The sequence below is a fragment of the Sphingobacterium paludis genome, assembly GCF_004364125.1.
Taxonomy (GTDB): Bacteria; Bacteroidota; Bacteroidia; order Sphingobacteriales; family Sphingobacteriaceae; genus Sphingobacterium; species Sphingobacterium paludis.
Genome location: NZ_SNZV01000013.1, coordinates 20,422 through 41,991, shown reverse-complemented (window position 1 = coordinate 41,991; position 21,570 = coordinate 20,422). Strand labels below are relative to the sequence as shown.

Annotated in this window: 18 protein-coding genes; 10 read left to right on the top strand and 8 right to left on the bottom strand. The window is 45.3% G+C overall.

Annotated elements, in window-relative coordinates:
- Positions 1-65: 65 nt before the first annotated feature.
- The 4 genes from B0I21_RS18755 to B0I21_RS18740 form a co-directional block, all read right to left on the bottom strand.
- Positions 66-779, bottom strand: coding sequence for a pirin family protein (locus tag B0I21_RS18755; RefSeq protein WP_133642030.1), 714 nt, complete (start codon positions 777-779; stop codon positions 66-68).
- 84 nt (positions 780-863) lie between these two features.
- Positions 864-1,766, bottom strand: coding sequence for an aldo/keto reductase (locus B0I21_RS18750; protein WP_133642029.1), 903 nt, complete (start codon positions 1,764-1,766; stop codon positions 864-866).
- Positions 1,753-2,433, bottom strand: a complete 681-nt coding sequence (locus B0I21_RS18745; RefSeq protein WP_133642028.1) for an FKBP-type peptidyl-prolyl cis-trans isomerase — start codon at positions 2,431-2,433, stop codon at positions 1,753-1,755. Before B0I21_RS18745 ends, B0I21_RS18750 begins: the two co-directional genes overlap by 14 nt.
- A gap of 9 nt (positions 2,434-2,442) precedes the next feature.
- Entirely contained in the window at positions 2,443-3,429 is a 987-nt protein-coding gene (locus B0I21_RS18740) for a glycosyltransferase family protein (RefSeq protein WP_133642027.1), read from the bottom strand.
- Between the two features lie 113 nt (positions 3,430-3,542).
- Between B0I21_RS18740 and B0I21_RS18735 the strand changes: the two genes are divergently transcribed.
- Positions 3,543-4,481 carry a zinc dependent phospholipase C family protein gene (locus tag B0I21_RS18735; protein ID WP_133642026.1) on the top strand — a complete coding sequence of 313 codons (939 nt, stop codon included), beginning with the start codon at positions 3,543-3,545 and terminating at the stop codon, positions 4,479-4,481.
- Between the two features lie 212 nt (positions 4,482-4,693).
- Complete coding sequence (locus B0I21_RS18730; RefSeq protein WP_133642025.1) at positions 4,694-6,538, top strand: TonB-dependent receptor plug domain-containing protein; 1,845 nt, start codon at positions 4,694-4,696, stop codon at positions 6,536-6,538.
- Between the two features lie 777 nt (positions 6,539-7,315).
- On the opposite strand, the gene B0I21_RS18725 is transcribed toward B0I21_RS18730, so the two are convergent.
- The 3 genes from B0I21_RS18725 to B0I21_RS18715 all read right to left on the bottom strand — a co-directional run bounded on the left by B0I21_RS18725 (position 7,316) and on the right by B0I21_RS18715 (position 12,417).
- Positions 7,316-7,618 carry a GIY-YIG nuclease family protein gene (locus B0I21_RS18725; RefSeq protein ID WP_133642024.1) on the bottom strand — a complete coding sequence of 101 codons (303 nt, stop codon included), beginning with the start codon at positions 7,616-7,618 and terminating at the stop codon, positions 7,316-7,318.
- 280 nt (positions 7,619-7,898) lie between these two features.
- Entirely contained in the window at positions 7,899-11,540 is a 3,642-nt protein-coding gene (locus tag B0I21_RS18720) for an ABC transporter permease/M1 family aminopeptidase (RefSeq protein WP_133642023.1), read from the bottom strand.
- Entirely contained in the window at positions 11,533-12,417 is an 885-nt protein-coding gene (locus B0I21_RS18715) for an ABC transporter ATP-binding protein (RefSeq protein ID WP_133642022.1), read from the bottom strand. Before B0I21_RS18715 ends, B0I21_RS18720 begins: the two co-directional genes overlap by 8 nt.
- Before the next feature lie 169 nt (positions 12,418-12,586).
- Here B0I21_RS18715 and B0I21_RS18710 point away from each other — a divergent pair, with 169 nt between their 5' ends.
- The 8 genes from B0I21_RS18710 to B0I21_RS18675 all read left to right on the top strand — a co-directional run bounded on the left by B0I21_RS18710 (position 12,587) and on the right by B0I21_RS18675 (position 19,730).
- Positions 12,587-13,126: a hypothetical protein gene (locus tag B0I21_RS18710; RefSeq protein WP_133642021.1), complete on the top strand. Its 540-nt coding sequence runs from the start codon at positions 12,587-12,589 to the stop codon at positions 13,124-13,126.
- Between the two features lie 3 nt (positions 13,127-13,129).
- The gene (locus tag B0I21_RS18705; RefSeq protein ID WP_133642020.1) at positions 13,130-14,083 is read left to right on the top strand and encodes a DUF4407 domain-containing protein; all 954 of its coding nucleotides are present in this window, start codon (positions 13,130-13,132) and stop codon (positions 14,081-14,083) included.
- 52 nt (positions 14,084-14,135) lie between these two features.
- Positions 14,136-14,438, top strand: a complete 303-nt coding sequence (locus B0I21_RS18700; RefSeq protein WP_133642019.1) for a DUF4342 domain-containing protein — start codon at positions 14,136-14,138, stop codon at positions 14,436-14,438.
- A 112-nt stretch (positions 14,439-14,550) separates the two neighbouring features.
- Positions 14,551-15,102, top strand: a complete 552-nt coding sequence (locus B0I21_RS18695) for an NADPH-dependent FMN reductase (RefSeq protein WP_133642018.1) — start codon at positions 14,551-14,553, stop codon at positions 15,100-15,102.
- A gap of 29 nt (positions 15,103-15,131) precedes the next feature.
- Positions 15,132-16,070 (top strand): N-formylglutamate amidohydrolase, encoded by a 939-nt coding sequence (locus tag B0I21_RS18690; protein WP_243836258.1) that lies wholly within the window; start codon positions 15,132-15,134, stop codon positions 16,068-16,070.
- A complete protein-coding gene (locus B0I21_RS18685) occupies positions 16,054-17,901 on the top strand; it encodes a flavohemoglobin expression-modulating QEGLA motif protein (RefSeq protein WP_133642017.1) in 1,848 nt (615 codons plus the stop codon). Before B0I21_RS18690 ends, B0I21_RS18685 begins: the two co-directional genes overlap by 17 nt.
- 6 nt (positions 17,902-17,907) lie before the next feature.
- Entirely contained in the window at positions 17,908-18,921 is a 1,014-nt protein-coding gene (locus B0I21_RS18680; protein WP_133642016.1) for an ATP-grasp domain-containing protein, read from the top strand.
- A gap of 212 nt (positions 18,922-19,133) precedes the next feature.
- Entirely contained in the window at positions 19,134-19,730 is a 597-nt protein-coding gene (locus B0I21_RS18675) for an RNA polymerase sigma factor (protein WP_133642015.1), read from the top strand.
- 322 nt (positions 19,731-20,052) lie between these two features.
- Here the strand turns inward: B0I21_RS18675 and B0I21_RS18670 are convergent, their stop codons facing one another.
- Positions 20,053-21,279: an ROK family transcriptional regulator gene (locus tag B0I21_RS18670; protein WP_133642014.1), complete on the bottom strand. Its 1,227-nt coding sequence runs from the start codon at positions 21,277-21,279 to the stop codon at positions 20,053-20,055.
- Positions 21,280-21,570 lie beyond the last annotated feature (291 nt).

Genomic DNA, 21,570 nt, shown 5'->3' with positions numbered 1-21,570 from the left:
TCCTACCTGCGCTTGAGGAAAGATTTCCCTCCATATGCAGTGACCTTTTAGGCAGTATATCGCTCTTAGCGCATAGCGACTTCCATCAACAGAAATTCAGCTTCAGTGACAGCCTTCACGGTAACCTCGTTCGTGTCGGTTATCGCTAGACCATCCCTATCGTGAAGGCTATGGCCATCCACGGTTATATGACCGCTTAGGTTAAACATATAAATACCTGTTCCCTCTCCTTTAACGTGGTACGTTTTTTCCATGCCGTCTTCAAACTTAGCAAGACTGAACCAAGCATCCTGATGCAGCCATGCGCCGTCATCTTCTGGAGAGGGAGATATAACCTGTTGAAAGGTATTTAGCCGGTCTTGAGGGTTCAGCGTCAACTGATCATACCGAGGTTCTACATTTCGTTGGTTGGGCAGCACCCAGATCTGCAAAAACTTAACCGGATGCTCTTTACTCTTATTATACTCACTATGTGTGATGCCCGTTCCGGCACTCATCACCTGAATATCTCCGTTGCGTATCACTTCGGCATTGCCCATGCTGTCCCGATGTTCAAGATCGCCCTGCAAGGGAATCGATATAATCTCCATGTTGTCGTGCGAATGTGTTCCGAAACCCATGCCCGCAGCGACATGATCGTCGTTCAATACGCGTAACGTTCCAAAACTCGTACGCTGAGGATCAAAGTAGCTCCCAAAACTAAACGTATGTCTAGACTCAAGCCAACCATGATTGGCCTTGCCCCTCGAATCTGCCGAGTGAAATAGATAATTTGCCATCTTAAAACCTTTCTATTTTTTTTTCTTAGTACAAATATCCCACAACGCCGTGGTGCACGCATTGATGTAGGGTAAGAAATGCAGCTACAGATGATCGGTATAGGAGAGTTTGCGCAAGCCCCTCTCCAGTTCTAAGCGCGATGCAGATGACAACAACTTGAATTTTGCTATTGTTTCTTTCAAATCACGCAGTTGTGCCAATGTGCGCACACCTATAGCCGCCACATCGACTACATCCTGGGTTAACGCATACGCTAATAACACTTGCGTTCGGCTGATGCCTAATTCTTCTGCTGCCTTATCTACATTACGTTTTGCATGCCCCACTTCACCAGATGTTAGTTGCAGATACTTATCCATTGCTTTATCGATCAACAGACCTTGTGTCAAGGCACCACGACTGATGACCGCAATTTCTTTAGACCGCAACAATGGGAAAACATCTTCAGGACGCCTATCTAACAAATTATACTGCATCATCACACTGGCAATATTGGATTTGCGGGCATATTCCCGGATGACGTTCGGGCGAATAGAAGAAATACCGTAGTAGCGAATTTTCCCTTGCTGAACCAGCAACTCAAAAGCCTCTATAATTTCATCAATAGGGTCTTCTATCGTGCCTCCATGCAATTGGTACAGATCGATGTAGTTGGTATTTAAACGCGATAAGGAAGCTTCCACCGCTTTGATGATATAGGGCTTGGATGCTTTCCAATCCCAAGTTGTTCCATCCGAACGCCATTGGTTTCCGACCTTTGTCGCGATCACGACTTTGTCTCGAGCAGGACGCAAGGCCTGCCCTACAAGCTCCTCGTTCATTCCGCGCTCGTAAAGATCCGCGGTATCGAAATAATTTATTCCCGAGGCCACAGCCTCTTGTATAATATCCGTATTTAATTTTGTAGCCCCACCTTTCATCGACATACAGCCGATCCCGATGGGCGATACCAATAACGTGGATTTTCCTAATTTAGTTAACTGCATTATTGTCTTTTATCCCAATCAATTCAATCTCAAACACCAGCGCGCTATACGGTGGAATATCGGCTCCAGCGCCACGCTCCCCATACCCAAGTTCCGAAGGGATGTAGAACTTATATTTCGAACCCACCGTCATTAACGGAATGCCCACTTGCCAACCTTTTATAACGCGGTCTAATCCCAAATCAATCGGCGCTCCGCGATCGTATGAGCTATCAAAGACCTTCCCATTTGCCAATGAGCCCTTGTAATGAACGGTCACTTCGTCTTCCGCAGTAGGCTTCGCCCCGGTTCCTTCCTGTATCACTTCATAAAACAGCGTGCTATCAACGGTTTTGATGCCGGCCTTACCTTTCAAGCTGGCAAAAAACGCCGTTTCTTCTTTTTTCATCAGGGCTGCTTTCTCGTCTGCCGCTTTGGCAAACGCCGCTTTGATGATGCGTATGCCTTCCTCTTGGCCTATCAACCTATTCGCTCCCTGTATACCGTCGTTAAGGCCTTTTAAAAAGCTAGCCGATTGTATCTCCACGCCGTTAGTAGACAACGACGAACCTACATCAATACCGAGGGCGTATGACACCGAATCACTCGTTGATTTCAGTGTTTGCGCTTTACCATCAATCACCTGTGCCATAGCAAGTGCCATGATACCATATCCTATCTTCTTCATTCTCTATATTTACTTGTGTTTTTCTACAATATTGGTCACAATTTCCCGTGTCACATCGGGGTAGTTGACGTTCACTTTATTTTTTCCATTCAGCCAAGCCTCAATGGCATAATCGTATTTTCTTTTCAAACTATTAATAACCGGAATACCCATTTGTTCCAGCGCTGCGGCATTAAGATGCTGCTCGTATTGATTTTTCATTGGCACGACCAGCAATTTCTTGTTCAGGTAGAGGGCCTCGGCCGGCGTTTCGAAACCGGCCCCGCACAATACACCCGACGAGTGGGCCATACTTTGAATAAAACTATCACTCTGTATCGGGTTTATCGTAACATTTTTCAACGAAAACTTCTTCTTGTTGTGTTTGGAATATACATCCCACTGCACATCAGAAAACTTGGACAGATTTTTCAACAAATGCGCATCATCATACGCCGGCAGATACACCGTGTAATGCCCGGCATCCTTGGGTTCCAACTCACGGATCGATTGTCGGATCACGGGCGTGAAAATATTCTTGCTGTAAGACTTGAAATGAAAGCCGTAAGATACGCTCGTGGGCGCATAGTTTTTCATAATGAATTTACCCAACATATCCTTCTCATCTGGTTTTGGACTTGCCGCATCAAGCGCACCGATCTGGTGGCTTAGCCCAATGCACGGTACATCCCGCGTCTGACAGGCCCAGGCCGAGATCGGCTCAAAATCATTGATCACCAAATCATACTGCTCTACGGGTAGCGTGTTTATCTCCTGCACAAACTTGCGCACCGTAGAACTTAGAAAGGTTCGCCAAAGATCCACACCGCCCGATTTACCAAAGATAAAGCTTAAGCCGTGTAAACGATACTTCACCGGAAACGGCAACTGAATATCTGCCTGAATGCCACTGACCAACACATCAACTTCTCCCAGATCTTGCAAGATGGGAATGATATCAAGCGCCCGGCATAAATGCCCATTTCCTGTTCCCTGCACAGCATATAGTATTTTCATAGTCGCATTTTTTCCGATCCCCAAAGTACGCATTTTATCCAAAATCCGCTGTATTAAAGTATTTAAATGAGTTGATTTTTTGTTAACTTTATATGAATTTATACGGACCAATTATGAAAAAAAATACGCTCACCTATATCGGTCTTCCGCTGCTATTGCTATGCTGTTCCTGGGGGTTTTTCGCACATAAGCACATCAACCAACGTGCGGTATTTACCTTGCCAGCCGACCTTGCCCCATTTTATAAAAAGCATATCGACCTGATCACTGAAAAGGCGGTGGATCCAGATAAGCGGTGCTACATTGACACTGCAGAATCTCCGCGGCATTTTATAGATATCGACGATTACGATGCCGGTGTTATCGATTCCATCCCGATACATTGGTCTGCCGCCAAGGAGAAATACCGTGAGCGGACGCTTATGGCGCAAGGTATCATTCCTTGGCAAATACACTTTACTTACCAAAAATTGGTAGCTGCATTTACCAAGAAAGACGTACAAGCCATCATTCGCTATTCCGCAGACATTGGACATTACGTGGCGGATGCCCATGTGCCCTTGCATACCACGAAGAATTACAACGGGCAGTATAGCGGGCAGATCGGTATACATGCGTTTTGGGAAAGCCGCATTCCCGAAATGTTTGCAAAGCAATATAAGCTTTTGGTCGGGAAGGCAGTATACCTGGAAAGTACGCTCGACACCGCATGGACAATTATACGGGAAAGCCATGCATTAGTAAACGATGTATTATCGATCGAAAAGGAACTTTCTGCCACATTCCCCAAACATCAGCAGCGAAGCTACATCACACGCAACAACACATTGATATGGAGCTATTCCGACGCCTATACGACAGCATACCACGACCGGATGAACGGCATGGTAGAACGGCGCATGCGCCAATCGATATGGCGAGTAGGCTGCTATTGGTTTTCGGCTTGGATAGATGCCGGGCAGCCTGAATTGAATCTGCAATACAACGCCAAGCCCGACGCAAGAGAACCAAAAACCAACGACAAGATAATAGGTCGGGAGGAATGGCACTAACGTAACTTACTGCATGATGGGCCTTTTAAAAAATTGCTAGATAAATTTTTAAAAGGCTCGGCTTGTTGCACCGTCGTTGATTTTTTTTGCGATAGCGACCTGCTATCGTGAAAAATTCGCCTCGGTTCGTTTAAAAATAGGCTATAAAAATTTCACCATGTAAATCTAAACAGACACTAAATGATTACTTTTGCCGCTTTAATACATCATGCATGTTCAAATACGCGATAAGTTTATTGGCTCTGGCGCCGCTATGGGCACAAGGGCAGGATACCACCAATATCCGGGAAGTTATTATCAACCAAAACAGGTTACAAATTCCATTCAATAAAGACAATCGGAATATAGAGATTATAACGGCCGAGCAGATCCGACAGCTGCCAGCACGAAACCTAAACGAGGTTTTGGGTCTATTGAACGGTGTAGACCTGCGTCAGCGTGGGCCATTTGGTACGCAGGCCGATATTAGTATTGATGGCGGCAGTTTTGATCAGACCTTAGTCTTGCTCAACGGCGCCAAGGTCTCTGATCCGCAAACCGGCCACCACAGCCTGAACTTACCGATCCCGCTGGATGCTATTGAACGCATTGAAGTGTTGCGTGGTGCTGCAGCCCGGATCTATGGCGTCAACGCGCTGACAGGCGCTGTGAACATCATCACGAAAACCATTGCAAATACCTCCATACAGGCCAATGTTTACAGCGGAAGCTCCTTCAAAAACAGAGATGAAGAACAAAAGCCAGGCATCTACTACATGGCCGGGACGCAGCTTGGCGCGAGTCTTTTCAAAGAAAGCCATCAGCATCAGCTCTTTTACAGTAAAGACAAATCTAACGGGCAGCGGTATAACACCGCATCAGACAATCAGAAACTGTTCTATCAAGGCAAGGCTCAGATCGATGGCGATAACGAACTGGAATGGCTAGGAAGCTACATCTACAACGACTTCGGTGCGAACGCCTACTATGCCGCGCCAGGCGACCGCGATGCTCATGAAACCGTAGAAACGGTCTTTGCCAGTGTGAGCTCCAAACATCAGTTCAACGAGCGTTTTTATGTAAGTCCGCGCATCAGCAACCGCTACAACGAAGATTTTTATGCCTACACGCCGAGCGCAGTAAGCAAACATTACAACAACAGTTTTTCCGCCGAGCTGAATAGCCGGTACAGCACGCTATTTGGCGACTTTGGTTTTGGTCTCGAATCGCGGCTGGAGCGCATAAACAGCACGAACATGGGCAATCATGCCCGGAATAACCATGGGGCTTATGCCGAATTCCGAACAGAAAATTTAAAAAATATCATCCTCAATGTAGGCGCGTATGTCAATTACAACACACAATATGGCTGGCAGGTATATCCCGGTTTTGATTTGGGCTACAAACTGGATCCGCATTGGAAAGTGGTATTAAACGCGGGTTCCAGTCAACGCATTCCAACCTTCACTGACCTCTATATCAAGCAGCCTACCAGCACAGGAAACAGCGCACTACGCCCCGAAGATGCCTGGCAGGCTGAGGGTGCCTTAAAATTTGCCAATGAGCGAATCATCGCCCACGCTGGATATTTCTACCGCAAGATCAACAACTTTGTGGACTGGGTGCGTTACAATCCCGAAGCGGGGCCCTACCAAGCCGAAAATTTAGGGGAAAACACGGTGCGTGGATTGAATACAAACGTAGATTATCAAATTCCGTTGAGCGGTACGCTTAAAGTTCGCTTGAACGCAGGCTATAATTACCTCGATCCGACGTTTAGATCGCAAAGCAACGCTATTTCCCGCTATCGCTTGGAAAACCTAAAACACCAAGCGAAGTTAGTTGTAGCGGCCTCGCAACACCATTGGAGCGCCTCCATAGCAAATCGGTTTAACCAACGCGTATCCGACGACTCCTATTTCCTTTCCGATCTACGCATAGCGTATAATTTTCCGTATGTATCCGTGTACGCCGATGCGCAGAATGTATTTGATGTTACCTACCTCGAAAGCGGCGCCATCCCGATGCCCGGAAGATGGTACACGGTAGGCCTGAAGTATCAGTGGACAAAGCGTTAATATAAGTAGCGGCAAAAAACGAACCCGTAACCTTCATTGCAAGGCAACGAAGCAATCTCCTTTTTTTATCGGAAGATTGCCGCGTCGTCGTGCCTCCTCCTCGCAAGGACGTTCAAGCACCTTAATTTCGTCATTTAGAAAGCATGACGCGGCAATCTGCATTTTTATAGACGTAAGATTGCCGCGTCGTCGTACCTCCTTCTCGCAAGGACATTCAGACCCTAGAATGCGTCATCTAGGAAGCATGACGCGGCAATCTGCATTTTTATAGACGTAAGAACGCCGCGTCGTCGTGCCTCCTCGTCGCAGGAACATTCAGACCGTTAAATGCGTCTTTGCGAGGAAGCATGACGCGGCAATCTGCATTTTTATAGACGTAAGATTGCCGCGTCCTCGTACCTCCTCCTCGCAAGGACGTTCACGCACCTTAATTGCGTAATTTAGAAAGCATGACGCGGCAATCTGCATCTTTATAGACGTAAGATTGCCGCGTCGTCGTGCCTCCTCCTCGCAAGGACGTTCAAGCACCTTAAATGCGTCTTTGCGAGAAAGCCTGACGCGGCAATCTGCATTTTTATAACGTAAGATTGCCGCGTCGTCGTGCCTCCCCCTCGCAGGAACATTCAGACCGTTAAATGCGTCTTTGCGAGGAAGCATGACGAAGCAATCTGCATTTTTTTAGACGTAAGATTACCGCGTCGTCGTGCCTCCTCCTCGCAGGAACATTCAGACCGTTAAATGCGTCTTTGCGAGGAAGCATGACGCGGCAATCTCTTACTACCAATATTTAACCTCTCGTTGGTACAGGTCTTCCCACAATGGGTTCATCTTATTGATCAATGCTTCCTTTTTCGCTCTGCTACCTGCTTTAATTCGTTTTTCCTCATGGATAGCCTCCTCTATACTCGAGAAGCTTTTGAAATAAACGAGTTTATAAAGCTTATATCTCTTCGAAAAAGATCTCCGATGTTTATGGTTGATGTGTTCATACATCCTAATCTGTAGATCTGACGTAACCCCTGTGTATAACGTGGTATTATTGAAATTAGTAATGATATAAACCGTACCGCCAAAAACCATAGTTTAACATTATGTAGTACTTCAATTTGACCTATGAATTTGCATCGACAAAAAGATTTGTCTTCTTCTGCGAGCATAGTCGAACCTCCTCCGCGCAGGAACATTCAAGCACCTTAAATGCGTCATTTAGAAAGCCTGACGCGGCAATCTGCATTTTTATAACGTAAGATTGCCGCGTCGTCGTGCCTCCTCCTCGCAAGGACGTTCAAGCACCTTAAAATGCGTGGTGCCTGACTCTTGCAAGGACATTTATCTCAAACTTTTTTACAGTGGCTGCTTATTAAAGGCTCTTTCGGTTATCGTCAGAATTCGTATCAATCAGCTTATTGTACGGATCCACACCAACTTCCGTCGGCTGTTCCGACACGATGATGGAAACCTTATTATTTACCCGAGATACCTTATGCTTCGCAAGGTAGAGCTCGTGATCGACCTCATGCGATCCCTGCTTCTTACGCTTTCCGAGAACACCGATGTCCACATAGTCTTGAAGGGGCAGCGAAGATTGGTCTTTACCGGCTATTTTTTCCTTCAACCCTTTGCCCTGTTCGTCCGTGTATGTACGCTTTCCTTTTTCATTCGTTCTGTATTTTTGAACTTTGAACGTAATGTCGACCTGATACTTTCCATTCGCTAATTTTTTGTAGGAAGCCTCTTGCACATCATTATCATAGAGCGTAATCGTTTCATACATGTCTTTAATTAGGTATTGTAACGAATCTGGCGTATGCTGTTTGAGCAAAGCGACAAATTCCAGCGAATTGGTGTACGGCGCTTCTTGAAAAGCCACACGGGCTACATATTCTTTCAAAAAATTATTGAATGTAGCTTCGCCCAGAAAATCACTCATGGCATACATCACGACAGCACCCTTGTTATAGTGAATGTACTGTTGGTTTTCATTCCGCGTCAGTGGGTTTTCCTTCAACTGCTCGTTACCCCGGCCTCTTAAATAGCTATCCAATGACTCTTTAAGAAATTTGCGCATCTGCGTATGGCCATAGGTTTTTTCCAAAACTTTTAACGAGCTGTATTCCGCCATGGATTCAGAAAGCATTGTAGAGCCCTTCACATTTGCCCCTATCACTTGATGCGCCCACCATTGATGCGCAAGCTCATGTGAAATAACGTTGTATGGATAATCTACCGCATCCGGGTTTTCATCATCCACTTTGGCGATAAAACCGATGCCTTCCGAAAAAGGTACCGTATTGGCAAACGCCTGTGCAAACGTGCCATGCGTTACGGGGAACTCGATAATCCTCATCTGATTAAACTGGTATGGACTAAACGAGCGACCATAGTAATCAAGCGATTTCTTCATAGAAGCCATCATGCGGTCGAGGTTGTAAGTATGGCCGTCGTGGTAGTAAATTTCCAAATTAATGTTTTGCCAACGTTCTTTTTTCAGCGTGTATCGCGCCGAGATAAATGAATAGAAGTTTAACATCTTCTGGTCCATTTTATAGCGAAAATATCGACGACCCTTATCTTGCCATTCTTTTTCCAAAATACCGGGTGCTATAGCGGTTTGATCCAGATCGGTACTTACTGTCGCTTCAAAACGAATCCAATCCGAATCATTCGCGATATACGTGTTCTGCCGCGCCTGCGTATCGTTTGGCTCTGCCATCCGGTCGCGATTTGGCAATCCATATTTCTTACGCACATCGTTGTCCACCAACTCCACGCCTTCTTGGTAGCCAATATTCGGGAAATAGCTATTATTGATAAACGTGCCATTACTTAAAATCGGCGACCTATCATACAAAAAGTTGTTTGGTTTGTTTTTCACCTGTGCAAACATGGCGAGACTATCGCCAGGCAGCAAAGGCGTACTTAAGGAAAAAATATCGAAGCCTGCAAGACTATCTTTTCTGACCCGCTTCGCACCGGCGATATGTATAGAATCCATTAAATCATTGTAATTGATAAAGATAGAATCGATAGCTGTTCCGGTTTTGTTTTTCAAGACATAGTTGATCTTCGCAAGAAAATTGCGTTCCGTCGGGTAAATATCCATATTTACCTTGACGTCCACAATGCGGGGCTGCGGACGCCCATCGTACATTTTGTATTTCTTTTCATAGTCCACTTGCTCCTGCTCATGCTCTTTCACCGATACATACCTCTCGAGGACATTGGTTTGCCGATAAATGGCAAAACCTAATACTAAAAATACAGTAAGGGCGAATACACTGGGAATATACACCGTGCTTGTTAAGCGGCTTTTAGCTGTACGTAAACGGTCTTTCACATCCGCAATGATGCCACGGCGCCAAAACAGCAAGGTAATACCACTTAGAAACAACACGAAAAGCAGCCAGTAAACCTTATACCAAATGTAATGGCGCACGTCAGCATAACCATTCATGTCCGAAAAACTATAGCTAGGCCCCTCGTTAAACTTAAAGATAGACTGCTCAATGCCTACTTTGCTCAGCAAAGGAACAGCAATCACGATAACCAAACACACAAAGAAGCCGACGTAGTAATTTTTAAAAAACGAGTGGATAAAGAGTGCAAACAAAATCAGGATCATGTAATTCAGGAAGTCGAGCACAAAAAGTTCATACAGATAGTGCCACAGCTCCACGTGAAAATAGCCTTGAGCGAGCTGATAGCCAACACCGGTCAGCATGCTGATGAGCTGCACCAAACAGGCGATCTTAATCATCGCAATAAACTTGGAGAGAAACAGCGTCCAATTAGGTACAGCGGTAGCGTCAACCACCAGATGCATATTGGCCAGGCTGGCACGCTGCACTAACAGGCCAGAAAACAGATAAATGATTAAGGTTAGAAAGAAGCTATAGATGCTGCTCGTATCTTTTAACATTTTCCACGTTACGGGATACGTCTCTGTACCATAAAGCTGTCCTGAAGATGAGGCCATGACGGCGACAAGCAGCACAGCAAAAATCATCATGATAATGAATATCCAATTGCGCACAATGTAGCGGAAGTCGTAATGCGACAGGCGCCAGGCTGTTTTTAGATAAGCCACAAAAGAAAAGTCAAGATTCACCTGAGGCAGATCAATCGCCATGATGCTACCAAAATTATTTTTGGTGACGCGCTTGCCAGCCTTGGCTTTACCCAACTGTATCCCCGATTGGGAGAAATCGAAATTTAAGTACACCAAAGCGAGCACCACTATGCCTAAGCCGAGCCAAATAAGACGATTGTACACAATGGCCCCTTGGAAAGGAATGTTTCGAAAGTTTTGCTCGTCAATAGTCCAATACTTCGTTTCGAAACGCATAGCCTCGAAACCAAACGGATCGATGAGGGAGGCAAGGAACTCATTGTCCATATTGCTTCGCAATTGACCCAAAAAGGCATCCAGCACAAATAGGAAAATGATAAATATAAATCCGATGTAGATATTGCGTGTATACGTAACCAACGCAAAGACGATGGCCCCGAACAGAATTAAGTTTGGTATAACGAAGTAAAAGTAGGCTTGCAGGTAAGACCAAAGATGGTTAGGCCCGAGTAAGTCTGGGTTGACATTAGGCAGGAACTGCGCCGCTAAAAACCCGAAGGTCGTCGTGCAAACGATCAGGATCGTGACGCAGAGCGAGCTTAAAAATTTTGCAGAAAGATAGGAAGCCTTGTCTAGCGAATAGGAAAACAAGACATGGTGCACATTGTACCGAAAATCCCTATAGATAGAACCACCCACAATGGTCGGTAGCACGAAGTACACAAAGATAGACAACGCATTGAGCATACCGCTCACACTTTGTGGAGAGTTGGCATAGACCGGATTCGATGTGCTGGCTGTTGCCTGATCGAATACGCCCAAGCTCGTACTCATACTGAATAGTGCAAAAGCAAAAAACAGCGCAGCATAGATATAAAATGCCGGATTCTTGATCCAACGCTTGAGCTCAAAAAGAAAAATCGAACTAAACATGCTGTGCTTCTTTTTTAAGGTTTACGAAATAGACATCCTCCAATATAGGCTTCACTTCGCGAACCGAATCGTCGGGGCGCTGCGCGCTATACATCCGAATGTTTAGGGAATTATCTGGATTGTAGTTCGATGAAATAATGTTGTACAGCAGGCTTTCTGCTTCGAAGTCTGCACGCGCAATGGTCTTTGTCCAGATCTTACCGGCAAGGCTGTCCTCCGCCTGTTGTGCCGTGCCCCGATACAATACCTTACCCCCATTTAAAATGGCCAGTTCATGGCACAGCTCGCGCACATCATCCACGATGTGTGTCGAAAAAAGCACGGTATTATCGGTACCTATCTCCCGCAACACATTCAGAAAACGTTGTCGCTCGGCAGGGTCTAGACCTGCCGTTGGCTCATCAACAATAATCAGTTGTGGCCGGTTAAGCAACAGCTGCGCAATGCCGAAACGCTGCTTCATCCCGCCCGAATAGCCACTCACACTTTTATCCCGCACATCAAACAAGTTGGTGATTTCAAGTACTTCCTGGATAATCTTCTTTCGATCTACCCTGCTCGTAATCCCTTTTAGTTGCGCGAAATAATCCAGCAGTTCCTGCGCCGATATATTCGGGTACACGCCAAACTCCTGCGGAAGATAGCCTAACACCTTCCTCAGGCTCATCTTGTCGTGCAAGACGTCTATATCACGGAATCGGATGCTACCCCTGTCGGGTTGTTGCAAGGTCGCGATAGTACGCATCAATGACGACTTTCCCGCACCATTTGGCCCTAGTAAGCCAAACATGCCCTTTCCTATTTCAAGATCAATATGATCAAGCGCTTTAACGCCATTTTTGTATGTCTTTGTTAATCCGGTTATTTGTAAACTCATGGTCTGTAGCTTTTTTTACTATAAGTAGAGGTTTGCCAGATTTTGTTACACAAGAGATCCGTTTTTTTTACCGACAATCTTCCGCCTTTCGCCTACGTTTTGGTTGCGCTCACCTAAAACCACTACTTCAATCGCCTACTGACCATGTACATTTGAAAAAACAACGACAATGGGATGGTTTACACGATTTAAGAAAAAGGAAGCTACAGCGCAGGCAGCGACGGCGGTTCCGTCGCCCGAAACAACGAAGCAAATTAGCGTTGATAATAGCCAGCTCAATGGGGCATCGGTACATGATCAGCAGGGTATTTTCCTAATCTATGCTTACCTGCAGCAGGACTTTGAAAACCGCGGCTTCAACGATGCATTGATCAGCCCTGATGAAGGGTATAAGAACGATAATATCCGGCTGATTAAGTATGATTTGGAAATTTTGGTTCACCAAATAAAAACGTACCACGAATCGCTGATGAAAGATATAGAGTTTCACATACATTCTCGCGGACGAGCCGGGTTGATCGACTTAGTAGACGAACTAAAAATCAAGCAAACAGATTTACTGGCCCATATGGAAAAAGTGAACGAATTTGAGCAATCACTGAAGAGTGACGCTGGCTTTTGTGAGCGCGCCATTTTGGCCTATAAACGTGGTTTTATGAAAGGGATGGCCTCGATCACACAAACCTATTTATTATCAAAAAAATTCTAGGAAATGAAAGATTGGTGGCTTAAACTCGGATGCTTCCTGACCGGTTTCAATTATAATCTGGTAAAAAATTCCAGTGAACAATCTGCAAAAAATGTAAAGAAATACACCTCGGCCATGCTATTGATCGTATTGGTTTGGATATTCATCGGTTACAGTTTTGCTACGCGTTATCTGCATCTGCCGCTGCTGGGTGGGATAGTCGGCGGATTACTGATGGCATTTGTCATTATCCAAATCGAACGAATCATCATCCTGTCGACAAAAGTAAGTGCCTGGTCAAGTGGCTTCCGGGTCTTGCTGGCCGTTGTGATGTCTATATTGGGCGCTTTTATTATGGACCAGATCACGTTTAAGGACGACATCGAACTCCGCAAAGCGCAAGTCATGGACCAGCGCGTAAAATTGGCCGTAAAGCAATCGGAAGACGACTTGCAGAAACAAATTGCCGATCTGGATACCATGATTGCCGCAGCGACGCAAAAGTATGACGCAGTTAGTTTAGATCTAAAGAAGAACCCCGTTATCGTCACCACGTATACCAACAACAGTGTAACGAAAGACAATACGGGAAAAGAGCTGAACAGCACGCGCTCCACGAACAGGTCGGTTATGGAGAACCCGAAGAAAATAGAAATGGAGCAGTTGCATAGACAGATCGAAACCTTGCAAACGAAGAAGTTTGAACTTGCAGCTTCGATCACCACGATCAAAGAGCGGAAAGAAAAGGAACTTAAAGCGAAAACGGGCTTCTTGGATGAACTCACGCTTCTGCATGATGTAGTCACCTCTTCAAAAATAGGAATCTTCGTCTATCTGCTGTTTATGCTGTTTTTCCTCGCTATCGAACTGTTCGTACTCGTTATGAAGCTGACGGACAAGGAATCAGACTATGACAAACTGCTTCAGCATCAAACTAATATCCGCATGCAAATGCTTGAAAAACTACGTTTACCGTAAACAAGCACGGCATCAAATTGTTGTATTATTAAACCCTTAAAAATAAAATACTATGTCAATCAAAGAAACTTTTTTCGTAAATGGCGAGAACCTTCTGAAGAAAATCAAGGAGATTATTGCGGAAGGGAATGTTACCAAAATCAGTATTTCCGATAAATCTGGAAAAGAAATCATGAGTTTTCCCGTTACCATAGGTGTTGTTGGCGTTGTTTTCGCGCCCATATTTGCTGCTGTAGGTGCCTTAGCGGCGCTACTGACCGAGTGCAAAATCACCGTTGAGAAAAAGAAAGACGATACACCTCCCCCACCGGATGGTGAAAATAATCATGAGCGAACGATTATTGAAGTTAAGTAAGTCCGATGCGAAAAAGAGGAGCAGCCACATGTTGCTCCTCTTTTTATTAGGAATAAGGAAAGAACTTAATCTGTCTACCGTTGTTTTCTTACTAACAACAAAACGAAATAGTATGGCAGACAAAAAAATAGGCATCCTCGTCGGATCGTTACGGCGCGGATCGTTCAGCAAAAAAATCGCTCATTTTTTTATAGAAAATGCTCCTGAAGGCAATAGCATGGAGCTTATTGAAATCGGTCATTTGGAGCATTACAACCAAGATTTTGATGAAGATGGAAGCCCAGCGAGCTACGGGCCTTTCCGGGAAAAAATCAAGTCTTTGGACGGCGTTATATTCATTACACCAGAATACAACCGGTCTGTACCCGGCGTGCTTAAAAATGCGCTTGATGTGGCCTCGCGCCCCTATGGACAAAGCTGTTGGGATGGTAAGCCCGCCCTTGTGGTCTCTTCATCCATCAGCAACGTGAGTGGTTTCGGCGCCAACCACCACCTCCGCCAGTCGCTCGTGTTTTTGAACATGCCTACGCTGCAGCAACCGGAGGTGTACATCGCCAATGTGCAAAACCTTTTCGACGAGGAGGGAAAACTAACAAAGGACGACAGTGCAACGTTTTTAAAAGATGTATTGACCGCCTACGCCACCTTTCTAGAGAAGCATTAAGCGTATCTAGCCCGGTTCAAATAAGCAGCATGGAAAGGCCTATTGCTAAACGCAATAGGCCTTTCCATGCGCGGTCAACGAAGTGGCTGGAAACACGCGCAGAGCGCAAGCTGCACGCGGTGCTTGCAAACTATTTACCTGCTCTCACGTTATACATACTGAAAGCAATCTCATACTTTATGCCAAAACTTTTTCAGTATAACATAAAAAAATCCGACAGCCCGTTTTGGGCTTTTGCTATCCATGATGGTCATCATATTGACCCTGCACTACTTCCCTATTATCAATTGGAAGATACGCAACAGCTGCGTGAAGAAGACCCGTATACCGGCAGTATGGCAGAACTCCCCGTCAATCAATTTATCGTGCGCACATCCCGATTTCAATTAGACATCAATAGGAAGATGGACGAAGCGATTTACCTCACCCCAGCATTGGCTTGGGGACTGGAAGTATGGCGGGAGCAACCACCAGCAACATTATTGGCCACGCTACAGGAAGACCACAGCAGCATGTACAGGCAAATTGATGCTTGGATCGAAGACACCATAGCGCAGCATGGCTACTTTATTGTCTTCGACCTGCATAGCTACAACGCCAGACGAATGAATCCAGAGGAGGTAGTCGACACGGCGGCAAATCCACAGATCAACCTGGGTACCCATTATAACCAGGAACGCTGGCGCCCGATGATTGATCGTGTGTTGAAAAGTGTCAACAACCAACAAATCATCGACCAGGCGATTGATATTAGGGAAAATGTAAAATTCAAAGGCGGTAATTTGGCGCAGCACATCCTTGGAAAGTTTGGTGATAAGGGTTGTGTACTCTCCATTGAGTTCAGGAAAGATTTTATGGATGAGTGGACAGGCGTTCCGTTTATGCCTGTCATTCAGGCTTACAAGCAGCTTCTTCTGCACGTGCTAAAGGACCTGCAAAATATGCCCGGGTATGGAAGCACTAGATAAAGTATTACCGCAGATATTGCGCGCTATTAAAGACAAAACCCCTATACACAAACAGATACCAAACACCGGGAAAATTGTCTTTAACAAGATAGTGCCCTACCTATTCATCTATAGAATACCGATGGATGGAAAAGACAGGTTACTGGCGGAACTGGCCAAGTCGGAGTTAGCCAGCGTAATCTATGCCCCTGACAAATCAAATCAAGAGATTAATAGTTGGATAACCAAAACGGCAAAAGCCTTAGCCGAAGAATTCGGCACCTGCTTGTTGGTGGAGGTTTGGAACGCCGAGGATGAGGATCAGGCATCTGACGTAGCCATACACCTATCGCAGAAGAATGCGTTGGGGCTGGCAGAGTACTTAACGAAAAACATTCGTACGGAATCTCCAGAGCTATTTGTCGAGTTGAAAAGAGGAACGAAACTACCAACTCCTCCAGAAACGCCCCCCCTGGCCGACGCTCAAGATGCAAAAGATAATCTGGTGCTTTCCCTAGGTCTTTCTATCCGTAAACGTTATGAAGACCGCGAAGGTAAACACTTACCATTGATTCTGCGCAATATGCGGGAAAGCTTAGCCAAAAGCCTTTCGCGACTATTCTTCGAGTTCGTTCGGGTACACACCAATGTGCGTGCCGCAGACTTTAAAATGAAAGTTCATGAACGCTTGAACGAAGAGATTTACGAGATAGATGCCGTGTTGGCAAAAGAAAGCCAGCGATTTGATTTTTTGCTATTGACAACGCCTATCAATGCACACGACGCTTGGTTGCAATTTAAAAAAGATAAATTCCGACAGGCTCCCGTATTTCATTACCGTCCGATGCCTATCGATCCGGATGTGGTGAAACGCAACCTGTACAACTTACGCATTGAAGATATTTACGATCCGACTATCGCCTACCTATTTCGGGATAAGCGACGAGAGCTGGATGATATGATGACGATGCTGGGCTCCCGCGGTACGCCGGATTTTAAGTACGGTAGTTTGATGGTTTTCGGAAATGTGAGCGACAATCTGTACGAGCTGGCAAAAGCGTTGTTGATTGCGATTGATAGTATCCCGCAGCCCGAACTGCACGAAGATGATTACCTGGATGCCAAGCAGTTTGCACAGCTGGCCAAGGAAGAAATATCCTTTCTTCAACAACAGGCCCCTACGTTTAGTACGAGTGTACGCATTCGGGAAGACATCTCGGGGGTGATGGTGAACCATGGCGTGTTGAATATCAGCAAACAATATAAAATAAGTCGCCGAAGAGCCACGGCGCTCATCCAGCATGAGGTAGGAACACATATCATCACCTACTTCAACGGGAAAGAGCAAACCTTCAGCCTCTTCAGGCAGGGGGTGCCGGGCTACGAGCAATTGCAAGAGGGCTTGGCTGTGCTGGCCGAATACTTGGTGGACGGATTGACTAACGACCGCCTACGTATTCTCGCGGGGCGGGTATTGGCAGTGCAACATATGTTGATGGGACATAGCTTTGTCGAGACCTTTGATATGCTTCATGAGGAGTATCGCTTTGATCAAGAAACGGCATTCACGATGACGATGCGCGTGTATCGATCGGGTGGGCTAACAAAAGATGCTCTTTACTTGCAAGGCTTTACCGAACTCATCCATTATATACAAGCCGGAAAGGATATCGATATCCTGACTATCGGAAAGATACGCGAAGACTATCTGCCGATCATCGCTGATTTAATGCAGCGGGGCATCTTAAAGCAGCCGCTATTAAAGCCTCGCTACCTGCTAGACCCTTACGTCAGTAAGATCAAAGAGGTGCATCACTTCGCGAGTATTTTTAAAATGATAAATTACGAATAAGTATATATGAACATTGCATTTTTAATCAACCAAACCCATAAAGAAGAGGTTGTATTCACGACCACGCTCTTGGCCTTTAAAGCCCATAAACGCGGCCACAAAATCCTTTACATCGGACTAGCGGATTTTTCGTATCACGGCGAACAGAGCGTGGGTGCGCACTGCCGCATCATCGAACCTAGCGAAGAGATTGCCGACGAGGAAGCCTTGCTCGCCGCACTAAGAGATAAGGAGAAAGTTTTTGTGGACTCCAAGCAAATGGATCTTCTATGGATTCGATTTGATCCTGTACTGGATATGATCAGTAGACCTTGGGCATCGGCCACCGCCTTGCAGTTTGCCCAGCTAATCAAACGTCAGGGCACCTGGGTGATCAATGACCCCGATAAATTGTTGGAAGCTTCGGACAAGCTGTATTTGGAACGATTCCCGAAAGAGATACGCCCGGAAACCGTCATCACGCGAAGCTATGAGGACGTTATCCAATTTTTAGATCGACAGAAAGATCAGATCATCCTGAAACCGTTAAAAGGCTCCGGCGGTAAAAACGTATTTCTGCTAAAAAAAGACGAGCGCCACAACCTCAAACAAACCGTTGAGGTGATTGCCCGCGATGGTTATTTGCTTGCACAGGAGTATCTGCCAGCCGCAACCAAGGGCGATATACGCTTTTTCCTCGTTGATGGCAAGCCCCTTGTCGTCGACGGTAAGTATGCCAGTGTGAACCGCGTACAACAAAAAGGAGACATCCGGAGCAATATACACCAGGGAGGAACAGCACAGGCGGCTGTAATCGATGAGAAGCTTCTTCAAACGGTGGAGAAGGTATCCAAAAAATTGCATGACGACGGCATGTATTTCGTTGGCCTGGATATCGTGGGTGATAAAATTATGGAGATCAATGTGTTTAGTCCGGGTGCATTGGGCCATGCGGGTAAGCTTAACGATCGCGACTATGCAACCGTCTTGCTGGAAGCGATTGAACAAAAATTGCTCGAAACAAAGCAGCAGGATAGGTAGGGTAAACTATCTCGCGTACTACAACATCTCATGGCCGTCTCCGCGTGTAATTGCGAGACGGCCATAATCTTTTATCATACATCCATTGTAGGTAGGATCAGCTACGGAAGCGCCATGTATTAAATTTTGTTACAAAACCTTTTAGAATACCAGTGGTTCATTGGTAGACTACTTCATTTGGAACAACCTCTGGTGAAGAATAGGTAATAGAGATGGGAACATTTAACCAAACGCTGAGTAGCGAATTTTGCAAGTTACTTACCGCTCGAGACCGGAAGGCGTTCGAACTGCTCTACGAACAGTACGGAGCAGGTATTTATAACTTGATACACCATTGCGTGGGTTCAGAGCAGCTGGCGAAAGCGCTGTTTAGAGATGCGCTATGTGCCATATGGAAAAATCTAGATGCCTTTTTTCAGCAAAAAGAAACCTTTTTCATTTGGGCTGTATCCATCGTAGGAAAAACAGTAAACTGTCATTTTGATCAACATACAGCAGGCAGCGACAAAGCTGATGTGTCTTCGAAAGAATGTCATAACGTATTTCCGATCAACCCTTCTCGTGATAGCAGGGTTCCATTTAACTTCATCCGTCCTACGCAGTCATACGACAAACCCGAAGCAACCAACGTACGCCTTTGTCCTATCCATCTGTTAGATCTGGGAACCTCTATTTCGAGCGCAGCACATCAAAATAAAACCGCTAATTTCCAAAACGCGCTGGCAAAACATATCATGCAGGTACTTCGCGAAGCCAGACAAGCGAAACAGCATGCGAACGGGAAAGTGAATCATAAAAACTCCGCTTAACAGACGACTTCAAACCTATATTTGTTAGCCCTCGTATCGCGGTTCGCACCGCATTAGCAACGAAAATACCTATACCTCTCGACGGCCATTTGCAATTCTAATTTAATTCTAATCTAATTTTTACCGAAAATTAATACGCAAAACCTATTTTTATAAAAAATAATTATCGATCGATTAATTTCGACACATCAGTTAGTTAATGCAATTACATATACAATATTTGTTTTTTTAATGTTTTATTCATGGTGGTTAGGGCTGTCTCCCTTGCTTGATATCAAGTGGGAGACGCCCTTAATTTATGTAGTGCCCACCATGTATAGGATCAAAATAGCGTATCGAAGTATCGGTTTATCGAATACAATACAATTCCTTTTATCGACCCATTTGCCCCCAGCGTAGAAACCTCAAGCCGACAGCTATTTTTCAACGCATTCATCGCATAGGTTTGAATGCCCTGTTGAATTGGTAAGGTGATCAGCGAGCCTGCATCGGCAAATTTGCCACTCATCACAATAAGTTCTGGATTAAACAACTGGATAAGATAAGACATGGCTTTACCTAAATTTTTCCCCAGGTTGTATATTAAGTCGATGGCATATTGGTCGCCTGCATGTGCCGCTTCGATAATATCCTGCGGCAGCAGCGTCTCGACATGGTAGCGTTCGCTCAACAAAGTAGGCATTTGTTGATGGATATCTTCACGGGCTCTATTGACCAATGCAACACCGGAAGCTACCGTTTCCAGACAGCCCCTTTTGCCACAATAGCAAAGCTGCCCGTCTTCCACGAAAACCATATGCCCCACTTCGCCCGAGAAGCCTTCATGCCCCATATACACCTCCCCATTAATCAGGATACCTAAACCTATGCCCCAATCCATCTGGATAATCAATACATTCTTTAGGCCGCGAGCCGCTCCAAAATTCAGTTCGCTCAGGGCGGCTGCTTTGACATCATTCAACAGAAAGACCTGTTTGTTAAAAAGACTTTCCAAATGGGCTTGTAGGTTGAAACCGGGAGCTACGAAAAATGTCTGGTTTTGCCCTCGCGCAGAATCCACAAGGCCGGGCATCAAGACCCCGATGCCACTGATCATGTTCCAATCTACGTGATGCTCCTCGACAAATCGCGTGATGATCGCGACCAATTCGCTAACATCCGAAGCCTCTTTGCTTAGCGATAGTGAGTAAGACTTAGCCTCATAGACGAGCTCATTATTATTGTCTAAAGCAACCAGGCGAACCGCAAAACGTTCTATTTCTAAACAAAGAATGGTAAATACCCCGTCACAGAGCTGGTATAAGTTTGGTTTCCTTCCACCGAGCGACTCCCCTTTCTCTCGGTGTTCTATCAGCCCTTCGTTCAACAGTTCCGTTAACATATTGTTCAACGTAGGTAGACTTAGGTGCACGCGGCTAGCGATATCGCTTACCGATAGCGTGCGGTGCTCGAAAATGGTTTTTAGGATCCGCAATTTCAGATTATATATTTTACGATCTTTTGCGGAAACCGTGTCCGCCTTCAACCGCAGCTTATCTATCGTCCCCATTTTAATTGATTCATAGTGGGTAAATGGTTCAAGTTAGCTAAAATAATCGAGTTGTAGAAACACCAAATATTTTATATTTCATAGATAGTTTAATAAAATTTTTAAAAAAGATCTCTTATTTATAACAATTTATAATTAGCTTTAAGGAATATCCGGTTGATCTATTCTGAAAGAATCTAACTTTCGAATAGACGTGATATGTGAAAAATCTACCTAACTAACGTACTGGAGCTCTTAGCTTCCGCACTTATATAAGCATGCAAGTCAACCAAACATGAATACATTCCATAC

What these genes read in the sequence shown, in the direction of transcription:
- B0I21_RS18735 (WP_133642026.1), top strand. Translation starts at nt 3,543, where the DNA reads ATGAAAAAAAATACGCTCACCTATATCGGTCTTCCGCTGCTATTGCTA.
- B0I21_RS18695 (WP_133642018.1), top strand. Translation starts at nt 14,551, where the DNA reads ATGGCAGACAAAAAAATAGGCATCCTCGTCGGATCGTTACGGCGCGGA.
- B0I21_RS18680 (WP_133642016.1), top strand. Translation starts at nt 17,908, where the DNA reads ATGAACATTGCATTTTTAATCAACCAAACCCATAAAGAAGAGGTTGTA.
- B0I21_RS18755 (WP_133642030.1), bottom strand. Translation starts at nt 779, where the DNA reads ATGGCAAATTATCTATTTCACTCGGCAGATTCGAGGGGCAAGGCCAAT.
- B0I21_RS18720 (WP_133642023.1), bottom strand. Translation starts at nt 11,540, where the DNA reads ATGTTTAGTTCGATTTTTCTTTTTGAGCTCAAGCGTTGGATCAAGAAT.
- B0I21_RS18715 (WP_133642022.1), bottom strand. Translation starts at nt 12,417, where the DNA reads ATGAGTTTACAAATAACCGGATTAACAAAGACATACAAAAATGGCGTT.
- B0I21_RS18750 (WP_133642029.1), bottom strand. Translation starts at nt 1,766, where the DNA reads ATGCAGTTAACTAAATTAGGAAAATCCACGTTATTGGTATCGCCCATC.
- B0I21_RS18730 (WP_133642025.1), top strand. Translation starts at nt 4,694, where the DNA reads ATGTTCAAATACGCGATAAGTTTATTGGCTCTGGCGCCGCTATGGGCA.
- B0I21_RS18670 (WP_133642014.1), bottom strand. Translation starts at nt 21,279, where the DNA reads ATGGGGACGATAGATAAGCTGCGGTTGAAGGCGGACACGGTTTCCGCA.
- B0I21_RS18700 (WP_133642019.1), top strand. Translation starts at nt 14,136, where the DNA reads ATGTCAATCAAAGAAACTTTTTTCGTAAATGGCGAGAACCTTCTGAAG.
- B0I21_RS18675 (WP_133642015.1), top strand. Translation starts at nt 19,134, where the DNA reads ATGGGAACATTTAACCAAACGCTGAGTAGCGAATTTTGCAAGTTACTT.
- B0I21_RS18710 (WP_133642021.1), top strand. Translation starts at nt 12,587, where the DNA reads ATGGGATGGTTTACACGATTTAAGAAAAAGGAAGCTACAGCGCAGGCA.
- B0I21_RS18685 (WP_133642017.1), top strand. Translation starts at nt 16,054, where the DNA reads ATGGAAGCACTAGATAAAGTATTACCGCAGATATTGCGCGCTATTAAA.
- B0I21_RS18745 (WP_133642028.1), bottom strand. Translation starts at nt 2,433, where the DNA reads ATGAAGAAGATAGGATATGGTATCATGGCACTTGCTATGGCACAGGTG.
- B0I21_RS18690 (WP_243836258.1), top strand. Translation starts at nt 15,132, where the DNA reads ATGGAAAGGCCTATTGCTAAACGCAATAGGCCTTTCCATGCGCGGTCA.
- B0I21_RS18725 (WP_133642024.1), bottom strand. Translation starts at nt 7,618, where the DNA reads ATGGTTTTTGGCGGTACGGTTTATATCATTACTAATTTCAATAATACC.
- B0I21_RS18740 (WP_133642027.1), bottom strand. Translation starts at nt 3,429, where the DNA reads ATGAAAATACTATATGCTGTGCAGGGAACAGGAAATGGGCATTTATGC.
- B0I21_RS18705 (WP_133642020.1), top strand. Translation starts at nt 13,130, where the DNA reads ATGAAAGATTGGTGGCTTAAACTCGGATGCTTCCTGACCGGTTTCAAT.